The 15762-nt window shown below is 60.5% G+C and carries 11 protein-coding genes; 5 read left to right on the top strand and 6 right to left on the bottom strand.

All coding sequences use genetic code 11. The annotated features are described in order from the left end of the window. Positions 1-9: 9 nt before the first annotated feature. Positions 10-423 (bottom strand): large-conductance mechanosensitive channel protein MscL, encoded by a 414-nt coding sequence (mscL, locus tag DM813_RS07945; RefSeq protein WP_128322851.1) that lies wholly within the window; start codon positions 421-423, stop codon positions 10-12. A gap of 175 nt (positions 424-598) precedes the next feature. Here mscL and radA point away from each other — a divergent pair, with 175 nt between their 5' ends. After that, the gene (gene radA, locus DM813_RS07940; protein ID WP_128322850.1) at positions 599-1966 is read left to right on the top strand and encodes a DNA repair protein RadA; all 1368 of its coding nucleotides are present in this window, start codon (positions 599-601) and stop codon (positions 1964-1966) included. Between the two features lie 72 nt (positions 1967-2038). Here radA and DM813_RS07935 read toward each other — a convergent pair whose 3' ends face one another. After that, positions 2039-3559: a nucleobase:cation symporter-2 family protein gene (locus DM813_RS07935; protein ID WP_128322849.1), complete on the bottom strand. Its 1521-nt coding sequence runs from the start codon at positions 3557-3559 to the stop codon at positions 2039-2041. Positions 3560-3821: 262 nt separating this feature from the next. Continuing rightward, positions 3822-4187 (bottom strand): PilZ domain-containing protein, encoded by a 366-nt coding sequence (locus DM813_RS07930; protein ID WP_128322848.1) that lies wholly within the window; start codon positions 4185-4187, stop codon positions 3822-3824. Between the two features lie 196 nt (positions 4188-4383). Here DM813_RS07930 and DM813_RS07925 point away from each other — a divergent pair, with 196 nt between their 5' ends. From DM813_RS07925 to yjiA, 3 genes are all read left to right on the top strand, one after another. Beyond that, positions 4384-6450: a carbon starvation CstA family protein gene (locus DM813_RS07925; protein ID WP_128322847.1), complete on the top strand. Its 2067-nt coding sequence runs from the start codon at positions 4384-4386 to the stop codon at positions 6448-6450. A gap of 18 nt (positions 6451-6468) precedes the next feature. Beyond that, on the top strand, positions 6469-6666 hold the full coding sequence (locus tag DM813_RS07920; protein ID WP_028944033.1) for a YbdD/YjiX family protein: 198 nt from the start codon (positions 6469-6471) through the stop codon (positions 6664-6666). A gap of 84 nt (positions 6667-6750) precedes the next feature. Continuing rightward, positions 6751-7716 (top strand): GTPase, encoded by a 966-nt coding sequence (gene yjiA / locus DM813_RS07915; RefSeq protein ID WP_128322846.1) that lies wholly within the window; start codon positions 6751-6753, stop codon positions 7714-7716. 72 nt (positions 7717-7788) lie between these two features. On the opposite strand, the gene DM813_RS07910 is transcribed toward yjiA, so the two are convergent. The 3 genes from DM813_RS07910 to DM813_RS07900 all read right to left on the bottom strand — a co-directional run bounded on the left by DM813_RS07910 (position 7789) and on the right by DM813_RS07900 (position 13745). Next, the gene (locus DM813_RS07910) at positions 7789-8328 is read right to left on the bottom strand and encodes a hypothetical protein (protein WP_128322845.1); all 540 of its coding nucleotides are present in this window, start codon (positions 8326-8328) and stop codon (positions 7789-7791) included. A gap of 151 nt (positions 8329-8479) precedes the next feature. Beyond that, positions 8480-9733 (bottom strand): serine hydroxymethyltransferase, encoded by a 1254-nt coding sequence (glyA, locus tag DM813_RS07905; RefSeq protein ID WP_128322844.1) that lies wholly within the window; start codon positions 9731-9733, stop codon positions 8480-8482. Positions 9734-9917: 184 nt separating this feature from the next. Next, the gene (locus DM813_RS07900; RefSeq protein ID WP_128322843.1) at positions 9918-13745 is read right to left on the bottom strand and encodes a bifunctional diguanylate cyclase/phosphodiesterase; all 3828 of its coding nucleotides are present in this window, start codon (positions 13743-13745) and stop codon (positions 9918-9920) included. A gap of 267 nt (positions 13746-14012) precedes the next feature. On the opposite strand from DM813_RS07900, the gene ettA reads away from it, so the two are divergent. After that, positions 14013-15677, top strand: coding sequence for an energy-dependent translational throttle protein EttA (ettA, locus tag DM813_RS07895; RefSeq protein ID WP_128322842.1), 1665 nt, complete (start codon positions 14013-14015; stop codon positions 15675-15677). Positions 15678-15762 lie beyond the last annotated feature (85 nt).

Below are 15762 nucleotides of genomic sequence, written 5' to 3'. Positions count from 1 at the left end.
GTAATGGGGTCAGGGCTGCCGGTTCTGCGTCTTGAGCAAATCGCGGATCTCAGTCAGCAGCTCTTCTTCCTTGGTAGGTACCGGCGGCAGGGTCGGAGCTTCGGCTTCTTCGCGTTTCAGGCGGTTGATCGCCTTGACGCCCATGAAGATCGCGAAGGCGACGATGATGAAATCGAGCACGGTCTGAATGAATTTGCCGTAGGCCAGCACCACGGCGGGCACATCCCCTTCGGCCGCTTTGAGGGTGACGGCAAGGTCGCTGAAGTCGACGCCGCCAATCAGCAAGCCGATGGGTGGCATGATCACATCACCGACAAAGGATGAAACGATTTTGCCAAAGGCGGCGCCGATGATGATACCGACGGCCATGTCGACCACATTCCCTTTGACCGCGAAGGCCTTGAATTCACTAAGCACGCCCATGGTTTATTCCTTGTAACAGATGAGGTTGGTAAACGCAGTGTAATTCAGCTACGCGCTTCATGCGCCGCGCTGCCACTACAGACTGCGGTTATACCGAATAGTTTTGTCGATTTACGTGGCGGCCCAGGCCACCGAGGTCGGCTATGATGGTGGCTTTTTCCAGAGGACCGTCCCTATGGCCAAGGCCAAGCGCATGTACGGCTGCACCGAGTGCGGCGCGACCTTTCCAAAGTGGGCCGGGCAGTGCAGCGAGTGCGGTGCCTGGAACACCCTGGTCGAGACCGTACTCGAGAGCGGCGCCGCAGCGGCACCCAGCGGGCGCTCCGGTTGGGCCGGGCAACAGGCCCAGATCAAGACCCTGGCCGAAGTCAGCGTCGAGGAAATTCCACGCTTTACTACCGCAAGCGCCGAACTTGACAGGGTATTGGGTGGTGGCCTGGTCGACGGCTCGGTGGTGTTGATCGGCGGCGACCCTGGGATTGGCAAATCGACCATCCTCCTGCAAACCCTGTGCGCCATCGCTACACGAATGCCAGCGCTGTATGTCACCGGGGAAGAATCCCAGCAGCAGGTGGCGATGCGCGCGCGGCGCCTGGGGTTGCCGCAGGACCAATTGCGCGTGATGACCGAGACCTGCATCGAGGCAATCATCGCCACCGCCCGGGTCGAAAAGCCCAAGGTCATGGTCATCGACTCGATCCAGACCATTTTCACCGAGCAGTTGCAGTCGGCGCCGGGCGGCGTGTCCCAGGTTCGCGAGAGCGCGGCATTGCTGGTGCGTTATGCCAAGCAGAGTGGCACGGCAATCTTCCTTGTCGGTCACGTCACCAAGGAGGGCGCGTTGGCCGGTCCGCGGGTGCTGGAGCACATGGTCGATACCGTACTGTATTTCGAGGGCGAGTCCGATGGTCGCCTGCGTTTGTTGCGGGCGGTGAAGAACCGCTTTGGCGCGGTCAATGAACTGGGTGTGTTCGGCATGACCGATCGCGGCTTGAAGGAAGTGTCCAATCCCTCGGCGATTTTCCTCACCCGCGCTCAGGAGGAAGTACCCGGCAGTGTGGTCATGGCTACCTGGGAAGGCACCCGGCCGATGCTGGTGGAAGTGCAGGCGCTGGTCGATGACAGCCACTTGTCCAATCCCCGGCGCGTCACCCTGGGCCTGGACCAGAACCGTCTGGCCATGTTGCTGGCGGTGCTGCACCGGCATGGCGGAATCCCGACCCATGACCAGGATGTGTTTCTCAACGTGGTGGGCGGGGTGAAAGTGCTGGAGACGGCTTCCGACCTGGCGTTGATGGCGGCGATCATGTCCAGCCTGCGTAACCGTCCGCTGGACAACAGCCTGCTGGTGTTTGGTGAAGTCGGCCTGTCGGGCGAGGTTCGTCCTGTGCCCAGTGGCCAGGAGCGTTTAAAGGAAGCGGCCAAACATGGCTTCAAGCGCGCCATCGTGCCCAAAGGCAATGCGCCCAAGGAAGCGCCGCCCGGTTTGCAGGTGATTGCGGTGACCCGCCTTGAGCAGGCGCTGGATGCATTGTTCGAGTAAAGCCTGCGGCACACTGAAACGAAAAGACCGGTGCATGTGCACCGGCCTTTTTTATTTGTATCTCAGTAGCCGTCAATGCTCTGAAACGGCCTCTCGTCGTACCGAAGTCCCGCCATGTTCATCGTCGACCATCACCGGTACCTCCTTGCCTTCGGCGTTGAACAGCTTGCCATCCTGGAAGTAATCACCGTCACGCAGGGCAGAGATGTCCTGGTAGTTGATGGTGCGCTCGTAGGCGGCAGCGAAGACCGATTGCTGGTCGGAGTTGCCCTTGGTGAAGTGGTTGAAGACCAGGTTGAGGATGATCGCCATGATCGCTGCCGAGCTGATGCCGGAGTGGAAAATGGTGCCGAACCAGCTTGGGAAGTGATCGTAGAAGTTCGGGGCGGCGATCGGAATCATGCCGAAGCCCAGCGAAGCGGCAACGATGATCAGGTTGACGTTGTTGGTGTAGCTGACTTTGGACAGGGTACGGATACCGCTGGCGGCCACGGTGCCGAACAGCACGATACCGGCACCACCGAGTACTGAGGTCGGCACTGCGGCAATGACGCGGCCCATGATCGGCAGCAGACCGAGTACCACCAGGATTACACCACCGGTCGCCACGACGTAGCGGCTTTTCACTCCGGTCACGGCGACCAGGCCCACGTTCTGGGCAAAGGCACTCTGGGTGAAGGAACCGAAGACCGGCGCCAGGATGCTGGAGGCCATGTCGGCGCGCAGGCCGTTGCCCAGGCGCTTGGAGTCTACCTTGGTGTCGATGATCTCACCGACGGCGAGGATGTCGGCCGAGGTTTCCACCAGGGTCACCATGATCACGATGCACATCGACAGAATGGCGGCGATCTGGAAGGTCGGCATACCGAAGTGGAAGGGCGTAGGCATGGCTACCAGCGGGCCATCGAGGACCCGGCTGAAATCGGCCATACCCAGCGACCAGGCGATCAGGGTACCGACGACCATCGCCAGCAGGATCGACAGGCGCGAAATCGTCGCGTTGCCCAGTTTGCTCAGCACCAGCACGATCACGAAGGTCAGCGCTGCCAGACCGATGTTGGCCATGCTGCCGAAGTCCGGTGCCTTGCTGTTGCCGCCCATGACCCAGCGCGCGGCAACCGGCATAAGGGTCAGGCCGATGGTGGTGATCACGATCCCGGTCACCAGCGGCGGGAAAAACTTGGTGATGCGCGAGAACACCGGGGTAATCAGAAACCCGATCAGCGACGCCGCCATGACCGCCCCGAACACTCCGGGCAGGCCACCGCCACCTTCGGTGCTGAGAATTGCGCCCATGGTCGCCACGCCGGCAAAGGAGACCCCTTGCACCAGCGGTAGCTGACAACCGAACCACGGCAGGCCCAGCGTCTGCAGCAACGTGGCCAGGCCGCCAGCAAACAGCGAGGCGGCAATCAGCAGGCCAATATCTGCAGGGCCCAAGCCGGCGGCTTGCCCCAGAATCAGAGGTACGGCAACGATACCTCCGTACATCGTCAGTACGTGTTGCAGGCCGTACGCCAGGTTGGCACCTAGGCCCAGGTTCTCGTCTTCGGGACGTGAGGCTGAAGACGTGCTAGAGGAGGACGTATTCATGGGGCGGGGTCTCTGTTTTATTGTTGTGGCGCTACTGTAGACAAGTACTACCGGTTAACGCCAGAGCAATTGTATACAATTTTTAGATTTGCGTAGGAACAGTCTTACGCAAGGTTTGGGCTCACAGATGGATGCAGGTTCTGTTCCAACCGTCGAGCGCAGGCCTTGCACGGCTGCATTGAGGAGGGGGACAAGCGTGCGGAAGCTGTCCAGGTGGACAGAAAAATGTGGCGAGGGGTTTTAGATAGCCGGCTAACAGTTTTTAAACTTCGATCAGTTCTCGCAATTCACGCATCATCTTGGTGCTGTCGCCCAGGTTGAGCTCCACCAAACGGTGCAGATGAGTGATGGAGTCAATATCGATGTGCAGACAGACAAAGCCGAGTTTGTCCGGTTCTTCGTGGCGCAGTTCGACCTGCATCTGCACCCGGGCTTCGGGGCCCAGGTGGACAACGGCGTCGAAATCCTGGGTCAGGTCGGCCAGCCAGGGCTCCGGGCGCTCGATCAGCATCCCTTTCAGGGACAGGTCGAGCAGGTTGACTTCCCAGCACTCACTGCCCTGGCGCAGCTCGGTGGGGGCATCGAAGGCCACACGCTGGAAATGTCGACGTTCTTGATGGTCGCTCATGTTCAGGCACTCCGGGGTTCTACCTGGCAGGTTCTACCTGACTATAGCTCAGCACTTGCCAAGGCTCGCGCAAGGGCGCATAACGACTGTTGTTCAATCCGCGTTGAAGGCTCTAGACCAACGTGGGGGCTGGTCTTTCCCGTCAGTATCGCTAGACTCGAAAGGCTGTCTTTTATCCACTAGCTGGAAGCAAACCATGAACAACAATAATAGCCTGCTACGTCACATTCCGTGGCTGGCGCTGGCAGTCATAGGAGCCTGTGCGCTGGGTGTGGTCGCCCTGCGTCGTGGCGAGGCCATCAACGCCTTGTGGATTGTCGTCGCTTCGGTGGCCATCTACCTGGTCGCCTACCGCTACTACAGCCTGTTTATCGCCACCAAGGTGATGCAGCTGGACCCTCGTCGGGCTACCCCGGCGGTGCTCAACAATGATGGCCTGGACTATGTCCCGACCAACAAACACATTCTATTCGGTCACCACTTTGCAGCCATTGCCGGTGCAGGTCCCCTGGTGGGCCCGGTGCTGGCAGCGCAGATGGGCTACCTGCCCGGCACGCTCTGGCTGATCGCCGGTGTGGTGCTGGCCGGTGCAGTGCAGGACTTCATGGTGCTGTTCATGTCCACCCGCCGCAACGGTCGCTCGCTGGGTGACATGGTGCGCGAGGAAATGGGCCGGATTCCGGGCACCATCGCCCTGTTCGGCTGCTTCCTGATCATGATCATCATCCTCGCGGTGCTGGCCCTGATCGTGGTCAAGGCCCTGGCCGAGAGCCCATGGGGCATGTTCACGGTGATGGCGACCATCCCGATCGCGATGTTCATGGGCATCTACATGCGCTACATCCGTCCGGGGCGCATTGGCGAAATCTCGGTGATCGGCGTGGTGCTGTTGCTGCTGTCGATCTGGCTGGGGGGCCAGGTTGCCGCAGATCCGGTCTGGGGCCCGGCATTCACCTTCACTGGCGTGCAGATCACCTGGATGCTGGTGGGTTACGGTTTTGTTGCTGCCGTGCTGCCGGTCTGGCTGGTGCTGGCGCCACGTGACTATCTGTCGACCTTCCTCAAGATCGGCACCATCGTTGGCCTGGCCATCGGTATCCTGATCATCGCCCCCGAGCTGAAAATGCCGGCGTTGACCCAGTTCACCGACGGTACCGGCCCGGTGTGGAAAGGTACCCTGTTCCCGTTCCTGTTCATCACCATTGCCTGTGGCGCGGTGTCGGGCTTCCACGCGCTGATCTCCTCGGGCACCACGCCCAAGCTGCTGGATAACGAAACCAACGCCCGTTACATCGGTTACGGCGGCATGCTGATGGAGTCGTTCGTGGCGATCATGGCGATGGTTGCAGCCTCGGTGATCGAGCCGGGTGTCTACTTCGCCATGAACAGCCCGGCGGCCGTGGTCGGTGCCGATGTCGTGTCGGTTGCCCAGACCGTCAGCAGCTGGGGCTTCGCAATTACCCCTGACGCCCTTGAGGCGGTTGCCAAGGACATCGGCGAACACACCATCCTGGCCCGTGCCGGTGGTGCGCCGACCCTGGCGGTAGGTATCGCGCAGATCCTCCACCAGGTGCTGCCGGGTGAAAACACCATGGCGTTCTGGTACCACTTCGCGATCCTGTTCGAGGCGCTGTTCATCCTGACTGCCGTCGACGCCGGTACCCGTGCCGGTCGTTTCATGCTTCAGGACCTGCTGGGCAGCTTCATTCCGGCCCTCAAACGCACTGAATCCTGGGGCGCCAACCTGCTGGCCACCGGTGGTTGCGTGGCCCTTTGGGGTTACCTGCTGTACCAGGGCGTGATCGATCCACTGGGCGGCATCAACACCCTTTGGCCGCTGTTCGGCATCTCCAACCAGATGCTCGCCGGTATCGCCTTGATGCTCGGTACCGTGGTACTGATCAAAATGAAGCGCCAGCAGTACATCTGGGTCACCCTGCTGCCTGCTGTCTGGCTGCTGATCTGCACCACTACTGCCGGTTTCATCAAGCTGTTCGATCCGAACCCGGCCGTCGGCTTCCTGGCCCTGGCCAACAAGTACAGCGTGGCGCTCGACGCCGGGCAAGTACTGGCACCGGCCAAGGACATCGGTCAGATGCAGCATGTGATCTTCAACGCCTACACCAACGCCGGCCTGACCATCCTGTTCCTGTTCGTGGTGTTCAGCATTCTGTTCTTCGCCCTCAAGGTCGGTATCGCCGCCCTGGGCAAGAAAGAACGCACCGACAAGGAAACTCCGTTCCAGGCTCAGCCGGATGCGTAACCCTAGAGGAATGCAATGATGTTCAACGATCTGGGTCGACTGGGTAAATACCTGGGGCAGGCAGCCCGCCTGATGGTCGGCATGCCCGACTACGACAACTATGTCGAGCACATGCAGACCAAACATCCGGACAAGCCGGTGATGAGCTACGAGGCGTTTTTCCGCGAACGCCAGGAAGCCCGTTACGGCGGCAAGGGTGGGCCGAAGTGCTGTTGATCTACAGCACCTGACGCCCGTAGAACCTGTGGGAGCCCGGCTTGCCGTGCTCCCACAGTCATTTTCAGTTCAGGAGATTTTCGTTTGCACGCGCCCATTCCCGTAACAGTGCTCAGCGGCTTTCTGGGGGCCGGCAAGACCACCTTGCTGCGTTATCTGCTCAAGGCCGAACACGGCCTGAAGATCGCCGTGATCGAGAACGAATTCAGTGATGCCGGCATCGATACCCAGCTGTTGGGCGATGAACCGGTACAGGTCATGACCTTGGCCAACGGCTGCGTTTGCTGCACCATCCACACCGACCTGACCAAGGCCTTGTTTCTGCTGCTGGAGCGTCTGGACGCTGGCGAAATTGCCTTCGACCGCTTGGTGATCGAATGCACGGGCCTGGCCGATCCTGCACCGGTGGCACAAACCTTCTTTATCGACGAGGAACTGCGCGAGCGCTACATCCTCGACGGCATCATCACCCTGGTCGATGCCGCGCACGCCGACCAGCACCTGACCCAGGCCATTGCCCAGGCGCAGGTGGGGTTTGCCGACCGTTTGCTGGTGAGCAAGACCGACCTGGTCGAACCGGCTGACTTCCAGGCCCTGAGCGAGCGTCTCGCGCGCATCAACCGCCGAGCGCCGATCCGGGTGGTTGAGCACGGTCGCATTGACCTGGCCGAACTGCTCGATGTACGCGGTTTCAACCTCAATGCCGACCTTGGCGGCGGTCTGAGCCTGCGTCCGGTCAGCCAGGCTGTCACCCCGGACCGCATCTCCAGCATGGTGCTGCGCACCGATACCCCGCTGGACATCGATCGGCTCAGCGACTTCATGAACCAGTTGCTGGAAGACCATGGCAAGCAGTTGTTGCGATACAAAGGCGTGCTCAACATCGCCGGGGAAGATCGGCGCCTGGTCTTCCAGGGCGTGCTGAAGCTCTATGGTTTTGACTGGGATACCGAGTGGACCCAAGGCGAGAGGCGCGAGAGCGTGATGGTGTTTATCGGCGATGAGCTGCCGGAGGCGAAGATCCAGGAGGGATTCAAGGCGTTGAACTGATTATCGACAGATGAAGCCCGCGCGCTGACGGGGGCTTCTCGATTATCACAGGCGCCAAAGCACTCTTTCGCCTCAAATGTTGCGTTCGAGAATTTTGACCCTGAAGGGTAACTGCTCGTTTCGGTTGGAAAACAGGTAGATGTGGCTGGAGTCGTGACGCCTCGAACGGTGCACGCAATTGCCTGATTTATGGTCCCTCAAAAGACAGGTGAACTGGCTTGCGCCTATATCGGATAGCGTCACTGGCCCTTTCGGTCCGACTATTTCAAAGTGAGTTGGTGCGACTTCGTCGGGATGAAAGGCCCCAATCGCACCTGAAGGGCAGCTGCTGATAGCTTTGTCAAATTGCGGGCCGCTCGATCTGACATAAAGCAGGTAACCCTTGTCGGTATGGGAAAAGTACAGCGTCAGGACCGGCGGTGACTGCGTACTGGCTTGATGGCTGAGTAGATGTGAATCATCACGGTAGTTGAAGCGACCACTGAATACGCCTCCCCCCGTACCCGGAAGCATGATTTTCACGGGCTGGCCGAGCAGGACACCCAGAAAGTTGAGGTCAGCCCCAGGGCTGCTTACTTCGGCGATGAAGGATTGTTGCTGGTGAGTGAGCATCTTGGAATGTCCTCGAGTGGGCACCTGGGGCGTTCAGGTGCGGGATCTCAGACTAGGTTTATCGTAGCGCAGCGGGCAGAGGGAATGTGTATACCGGCAGGGCAAAAAAAGCCCGCATCGCTGCGGGCTTTTTCACATCTGCTAACTGCGATTACTTGCCGTAAACCGGCAGCTTTTTGCAGATGGCTTTGACCTTCTCACGAACGGCATCGATCACCGCTTCGTTGTTCAGGTCAGCCAGGATGTCGCAGATCCAGCCGGCCAGTTCTTTACACTCGGCCTCTTTGAAACCACGGGTGGTCACAGCCGGGGTGCCGAAGCGCAGGCCGGAAGTGACGAACGGGGAACGTGGATCGTTCGGTACCGAGTTCTTGTTGACGGTGATGAAGGCGCGACCCAGAGCAGCGTCGGCGTCTTTACCGGAGATCTCTTGCTTGATCAGCGACAGCAGGAACAGGTGGTTCTGGGTACCGCCGGAAACGACGTCGAAACCGCGCTCGATGAACACGCCGGCCATGGCCTGGGCGTTCTTCACCACTTGTTGCTGGTAGGCCTTGAACTCAGGCTGCAGTGCTTCTTTGAAGCAGATCGCCTTGGCGGCGATAACGTGCTCCAGCGGGCCACCCTGGGCGCCCGGGAATACTGCGGAGTTCAGCTTCTTCTCGATGTCGGCGTTGGCACGGGCCAGGATCAGGCCGCCACGTGGACCGCGCAGGGTCTTGTGGGTCGTGGTGGTTACCACGTCGGCGAATGGAACCGGGTTCGGGTAAACGCCTGCAGCGACCAGACCGGCAACGTGGGCCATGTCGACGAACAGGTAGGCACCGACCTTGTCAGCGATTTCGCGGAAGCGCGGGAAGTCCAGCACTTGCGAGTAGGCCGAGAAACCGGCAACGATCATTTTTGGCTTGTGCTCGACAGCCAGGCGCTCGACTTCGTCGTAGTCGATCAGGCCGTTGCCGTCGATGCCGTATTGAACGGCGTTGTACAGTTTGCCCGAAGAGCTGACGCTGGCGCCGTGGGTCAGGTGACCACCGTGGGCCAGGCTCATGCCCAGGATGGTGTCACCGGCCGACAGCAGGGCCAGGTAAACGGCAGCGTTGGCTTGCGAGCCTGCATGCGGCTGGACGTTGGCGTAGTCGGCGCCGAACAGTTCCTTGGCGCGGTCGATGGCCAGTTGCTCAACCACGTCGACGTATTCGCAGCCGCCGTAGTAACGCTTGCCTGGGTAGCCTTCTGCGTATTTGTTGGTCAGAACCGAACCCTGGGCTTCCATGACAGCCGGGCTGGTGTAGTTTTCCGAAGCAATCAGCTCGATGTGCTCTTCTTGACGCTGGGCTTCTTGCTCCATAGCGGCAAAGAGATCGGCGTCGTACTTGGCAATGGTCAAATCACGGCTGAACATGGCGGTCCTCAAGGATCGTGCTGAAATAGGCGGGCATTCTACCTCATCAGGTTTTGTCTGGCATATGAAAGGGCATCATGTCGCAGACAAGTGGGCTTCATTCTGAGATGGAAGGTGTTTCCATCGCCGGCAAGCCGGCTTCTACAAAGTGGCTTGCCAGCGATGAGGCCGGATCGGCACAGCATCACTCGAACATGAACAGCGTTTCGTTGCTGAACTGCGCTTCGAACTGGTTGGCCGGCATAGGCCGCCCGAACAGGTAGCCCTGAACTTCGTCGCAGCCGTGTTCGCGGAGAAACTCCAGTTGCTCGTGGGTTTCCACGCCTTCGGCGATTACCGCCAGGTTCAGGCTGTGCGCCATGGCGATGATCGCGCGGGCGATTTGCGCGTCCTGTTCGCCTTCGGGGAGACCGTCGACGAAGGTGCGGTCGATTTTGAGCACATCGATGGGGAACTGTTTGAGGTAGTTGAGCGATGAGTAGCCGGTACCGAAGTCGTCGACCGCAATGCTCAGGCCGAGTTTCTTCAGGGTATCGAGGATCACCATCGCTTCGTTGACCTCGCGCATCAGGATACTCTCGGTCAGTTCCAGTTCCAGGCACGCCGGCGGCAGCCCGGTTTGTTCAAGGATGGTGGCAATCCGGGTACCCAGCTGGCCATCGGAGAACTGCCGTGCCGAGATGTTCACCGACACCTTGGGCACCCGCACTTTGTCCTGGTGCCAGGCCTTGAGCTGGCGGCAGGCTTCCTTGAGCACCCAGTCGCCGACATCCACCACCAGGCCCAGCTCTTCGATCACCGGGATGAAGTCGCCCGGCGGCACCAGGCCGCGGCGTGGATGACGCCAGCGCAGTAGCGCCTCGGCCCCGGTCAGGCGCTTGCCGTCACCGCTGAACTGCGGTTGGTAATAAAGAATGAATTCGTTCTGCTCCAGCGCGTGGCGCAGGTCGCTTTCCAGTTCCAGGCGCTCCAGGGCACTGGCGTTCATGTCGGCCTGGTAGAACTGGAAGTTGTTCTTGCCGCGCTCCTTGGCGTGGTACATGGCGGTGTCAGCGTTCTTCATCAGTTGGCTGAGTTCGCTGCCGTCCTGTGGGCTCAGGGCGATGCCGATACTGGCGGTGACAAAGAACTCGCGATTCTCCAGCACGAATGGCCGCACCAGACTGCTGAGAATCTGCTCGGCAACATTGATGGCGCGGTTGAGGGCCATTTCACGGGTTGCGCGTGGTTGCAGCAGCAGGGTGAACTCGTCACCGCCCATGCGCGCTACGGTATCGTCGTCATCGACACAATCGAGCAACCGCTCGGCCATGTCCTTGAGCATGCGGTCACCGGCCGCATGACCGAGGGAGTCATTGATCGGCTTGAAACGGTCCAGATCAAGGAACATCAGTACCACCCAGGCTTTCTGCCGCTCGGCCTGTTGCAGGGCCGTGTGCAGCCGGTCCTGGAACAGGGTGCGGTTGGGCAGGTGGGTCAGGGCGTCGTAGTAGGCCAGGCGATGAATGCGTTGTTCGCTGGCTTTGCGCTCGCTGATGTCGGTGAAAAAGCACACGTAGCTGGCCAGGTCGCCTTCATCGTCGAGCACGGCGGTGATGCCGACCCAGGCCGGGTAATGTTCGCCATTGCGCCGCTTCAGCCAGACTTCGCCTTCCCAGGTGCCGCGCTGGTTGAGCTGCTTGAGCACATAACGCAGGTGCGCTTCCTGTTGTTCATCCACCGTCAGCATGCCCGGCAACTGGTCGAGTACATCGGCCACGGCATGGCCGCTGACCCGGCTGAAGGCTTCGTTGGCCTGAACGATGTAACCGGCGGGGTCGGTGATCAGGATCGCCGAGGTGGAGTGTTCGAATACCGTGGCCGCCATGCGCAGGTCTTTTTCGGCACGGCGCTGCTGGCTGATATCGCGGCCGACGCCGAGGATGCCCTCGAAATGTTCCTGATCATCCCAGACCAGCACCAGCCGCAGTTCGATGGGGATCTTGCGGCCATCGGCGCGCAGGCAATCGAACAGAAACAGCTGGTTGGGCAGCTGGGTACGCAGCTGTGCCAATTGCTGCGGATTGCCCAAGGCGCGGTTGACCCGCTCGATCAGGTTATAGATGCCGGTCAACTGCGCCGGGTTGGCAATGGTTGATTGCCAGCCGTTCTCGAAGATCCACTCCACTTCATAACCCAGCACCGCCAGCACGGAAGGGCTGACGTAGTTGAGCTGCAGCTGGTTGTCGGTCGAGAAGATCACGTCGCTGATGCTTTCGGCGAGCATGCGATAGCGTTGCTCGCTGTCACGCAGCGACTCGCTGGCCTCAATCTGATCGGTGACGTCTTTGCCCACGCCGATAATACGCGTGACCACGCCATTGCCATCGCGGCTCAGGGCCTGTTCGCGGATATCGAAGCGCAGCCAGCGTTGATCGCGGTGACGGAAGCGCAACTGGCAATGCAACTGATCATCGCCGCCTGGCTTGCGTTGCTTCTCGCGCATGTGTCGATACAGCTCGGCATCGTCCGGGTGCAGCAGGATCTCCCAGAAGCGTTCACCCATCTGCGCCAGTTGCGCGCGGTCATAACCCAGGGTCTGGCCCAGGTGGCGGTTGCTGAAGATCATCTGCTGGCTTTTGACATCTTGCACATACAGTTGATCAGGCACGGTACGGACCACATCCGACCAGAAACTTTCGCGCTCAAGCAGCGACAACTCGACCTGCTTGCGGCTGGTGATGTCGCTGATGCTGAGGATAACGGCCTGGTAATCCTGTTTCTGCTCCGGGAACCGGACCATCAGCCACAGGTGCAGGTCCTGACCTTCGCTGCCAGGCAGGCGAACTTCAAGCTCCAGTTGCCTCTGGTTATCCAGCACGGCTTCGAGCAATTGCACGCCAATGCCTTCGGTGCCGGCTTGTGCGCCTTCCACCAGATAATGCCAGGCCTGGTTGCAGCAATTGACCCCCAGCAACTGCAGCGCCACCTGATTGACCTCGGTGACCTTCAACTCCTGCAGCAAGACACGACGCAGTGGCAGGTCGTACGCCAGGCGCTGTTGCAGGGCCTGGCGGCTGCGCAGGCGGTGACGTTCCAGCTGCGCAGGCAGTCCGGAAAGGTCCAGCACGCACAGGGCAACGCCAGTGCCTTCGAATATGTCGTGATAGCGCCGCCGGCTTTCGTGCAGCATGCGATGGCGCCGGCGCATGTTGAACAGGGCCAGTAGCGGCAGCAGGGCACAGAACAGGCCAAGCAGGCACTTGCCCACCAATGCCGGCAGCAACTGTTGCCGGGCGAGACCGGCGTCGAACAGGCCGCGCAATTGCCAGGTGCTGTTATCCAGAAATGCCAGCATCACGCTTTGCAGGGGTTCGTCACTGCCTGGCGTTGGCTGGTGGCGATTGATGATCTCGCCGGTGCGGCTGTTTTCCAGTAGCCACAGGGGGTGGTTGGGGCGGTCAAGGTGCGAGGTAAGCTCGCCGTAGTAACTCGGGTTCAGGCGCAACAACCAGTAACCCGGTGTAACGCCGGGCTGACGAAGCAATAGATAGACGTGCTGATTGTCCACCGAGTTGCTGAAGAAGTAATCGTGGCCCTGATTCAGCCGGACGAGCTCGTCAAGCGTACCGCGGTCAGGCGTCTGGCCAAGGCTGTCGGCCAGCACCTGCCCCTGAGCATCGATCCAGGCCAGGCTGTGCAGCGCCGGCATCTGCTGCTGCAACTGCGCCAGCACCGCAGGCAGTTGATCAGGACGTGGCGACGTACGGTAAGGCTGAATGATGTTGTGCGCCACCTGAGCCTTGAGGGACATGTTCAGGGCCATGTGGTCGGCCAGCTCGGCACTGGCATTGAGGCTATGCTGGTACTGGTCTGCCTGGGTGTGGCGGTATTGGTCGACCAGTTGCCACAGCAGCAGGCCGAGCAGCAGCAGGACCAGCAGGGCCAGCGCGCTTTTCAGCGAACCACGCAATGGCGAGCCGGACGCGCTGGACGGTTTGCGCAAAGGTGTCGGCTGAGAGAGATTGGTCAAACGGTGATCCTGCGGTATGGCTGGATGGCAGGTTTAGAGTTGCTGGCTGGCAAGGGCCGCGGTCCTGGCGGCGACTCCGGATACGCACTATAAGCCCGACGCCCGGAGGGCGGCTAGCATGCCCGCAAACGTGGCAAAGTGCCAGCCCTGTTCGTCGGCGGTTTGCCCAACCGGGCGCATTACGGTAGCTTTGGCCCTTTCCAGGAGGCTGCGGCTTCCTTTATCTGCATTGCACCCATTTTTTCGTCTCTGACGCTAGGTTTTTCCATGGCTCAATACGTCTATACCATGCATCGGCTGGGCAAGGTTGTCCCGCCGAAGCGGGAAATCTTGAAGAATATCTCCCTGTCGTTTTTCCCGGGCGCCAAGATCGGCGTGCTGGGCCTGAACGGCTCGGGTAAATCCACCCTGCTGAAGATCATGGCGGGCGTCGACACCGAGTTCGACGGCGAAGCGCGCCCGATGCCTGAGCTGAACATCGGTTACCTGCCACAGGAACCGCAGCTGGACCCGACCAAGACCGTGCGTGAAGTGGTCGAAGAAGCGGTCAGCGTCATCAAGGACGCCCAAGCGCGTCTGGACGAGGTTTACGCGGCCTATGCCGAACCGGATGCCGACTTCGACAAGCTGGCGGCCGAACAGGCCAAGCTTGAAGCCATCCTGCAGGCCAGCGATGGCCATAATCTGGAGCGTCAGCTGGAAGTGGCAGCCGATGCTCTGCGCCTGCCGGCCTGGGATGCCAAGGTCGAACACCTGTCCGGTGGTGAAAAGCGTCGTGTGGCCCTGTGCCGCCTGCTGCTGTCCGCACCAGACATGCTCCTGCTCGACGAACCGACCAACCACCTGGATGCCGACTCCGTCGCCTGGCTGGAACACTTCCTCCACGACTTCCCGGGCACCGTGGTAGCGATTACCCACGACCGTTACTTCCTCGACAACGTCGCCGGCTGGATCCTCGAGCTCGACCGCGGCGCCGGTATCCCGTACGAAGGCAACTACTCGGGCTGGCTTGAAGCCAAATCCGATCGTCTGGCCCAGGAATCCAAGCAGCAGTCGGCCCACGAAAAGGCCATGAAGGAAGAGCTGGAGTGGGTGCGCAAAGGCGCCAAAGCCCGCCAGTCCAAGTCCAAGGCCCGTCTGCAACGCTTCGAAGAAATGCAGTCGCAGGAGTTCCAGAAGCGCAGCGAAACCAACGAAATCTACATTCCGGCCGGCCCGCGCCTGGGTGACAAGGTCATCGAATTCAAGAACGTCACCAAAGGCTATGGCGACCGCGTCCTGATCGACAACCTGTCGTTCAGCATGCCGAAAGGCGCCATCGTTGGCGTTATCGGCGGTAACGGTGCCGGTAAGTCGACCCTGTTCCGCATGCTCATGGGCAAGGAACAGCCGGATTCGGGCAGCATCGAGATCGGTGAAACCGTACAGCTGGCCTGCGTCGACCAGAGCCGCGAAGACCTCGACGGCAACAAGACCGTGTTCCAGCAGATCTCCGACGGTTCCGACCAGCTGCGTATCGGTACCTACGAGATTCCGTCGCGTACCTACGTCGGCCGCTTCAACTTCAAAGGCGGCGACCAGCAGAAGTTCGTCAAGGACCTCTCCGGTGGTGAGCGTGGACGTCTGCACCTGGCCCTGACCCTCAAGGAGGGCGCCAACGTCCTGCTGCTCGACGAACCGTCCAACGACCTCGACGTCGAAACCCTGCGTTCGCTGGAAGAAGCCCTGCTAGACTTCCCGGGCGCTGCCATTGTGATCTCTCACGATCGCTGGTTCCTGGACCGTGTGGCCACTCACATCCTGGCGTACGAAGACGACTCGCAAGCGGTGTTCTTCGAAGGCAACTACACCGAGTACGAAGCCGACCGCAAGAAGCGTCTCGGCGAAGCTGCTGCCCAGCCACATCGGGTACGGCACAAAAAACTGGCATAAACCTTCGGGTTTTGCACTGAAACGGGGCCTTCGGGTCCCGTTTTTTTTGGCGCGCAAACCGCGCCCAATGCCCAGCGGGCACTAG

It is taken from the genome of Pseudomonas alkylphenolica, assembly GCF_004025535.1.
In the GTDB taxonomy this organism is placed as follows: Bacteria; Pseudomonadota; Gammaproteobacteria; order Pseudomonadales; family Pseudomonadaceae; genus Aquipseudomonas; species Aquipseudomonas alkylphenolica_A.
This window is presented reverse-complemented; position numbering and strand designations above follow the sequence as displayed.

Excerpts from the sequence above, each read along its gene's own strand:
- mscL (WP_128322851.1), bottom strand. The coding sequence starts at position 423 with ATGGGCGTGCTTAGTGAATTCAAGGCCTTCGCGGTCAAAGGGAATGTG.
- radA (WP_128322850.1), top strand. The coding sequence starts at position 599 with ATGGCCAAGGCCAAGCGCATGTACGGCTGCACCGAGTGCGGCGCGACC.
- DM813_RS07935 (WP_128322849.1), bottom strand. The coding sequence starts at position 3,559 with ATGAATACGTCCTCCTCTAGCACGTCTTCAGCCTCACGTCCCGAAGAC.
- DM813_RS07930 (WP_128322848.1), bottom strand. The coding sequence starts at position 4,187 with ATGAGCGACCATCAAGAACGTCGACATTTCCAGCGTGTGGCCTTCGAT.
- DM813_RS07925 (WP_128322847.1), top strand. The coding sequence starts at position 4,384 with ATGAACAACAATAATAGCCTGCTACGTCACATTCCGTGGCTGGCGCTG.
- DM813_RS07920 (WP_028944033.1), top strand. The coding sequence starts at position 6,469 with ATGTTCAACGATCTGGGTCGACTGGGTAAATACCTGGGGCAGGCAGCC.
- DM813_RS07910 (WP_128322845.1), bottom strand. The coding sequence starts at position 8,328 with ATGCTCACTCACCAGCAACAATCCTTCATCGCCGAAGTAAGCAGCCCT.
- glyA (WP_128322844.1), bottom strand. The coding sequence starts at position 9,733 with ATGTTCAGCCGTGATTTGACCATTGCCAAGTACGACGCCGATCTCTTT.
- ettA (WP_128322842.1), top strand. The coding sequence starts at position 14,013 with ATGGCTCAATACGTCTATACCATGCATCGGCTGGGCAAGGTTGTCCCG.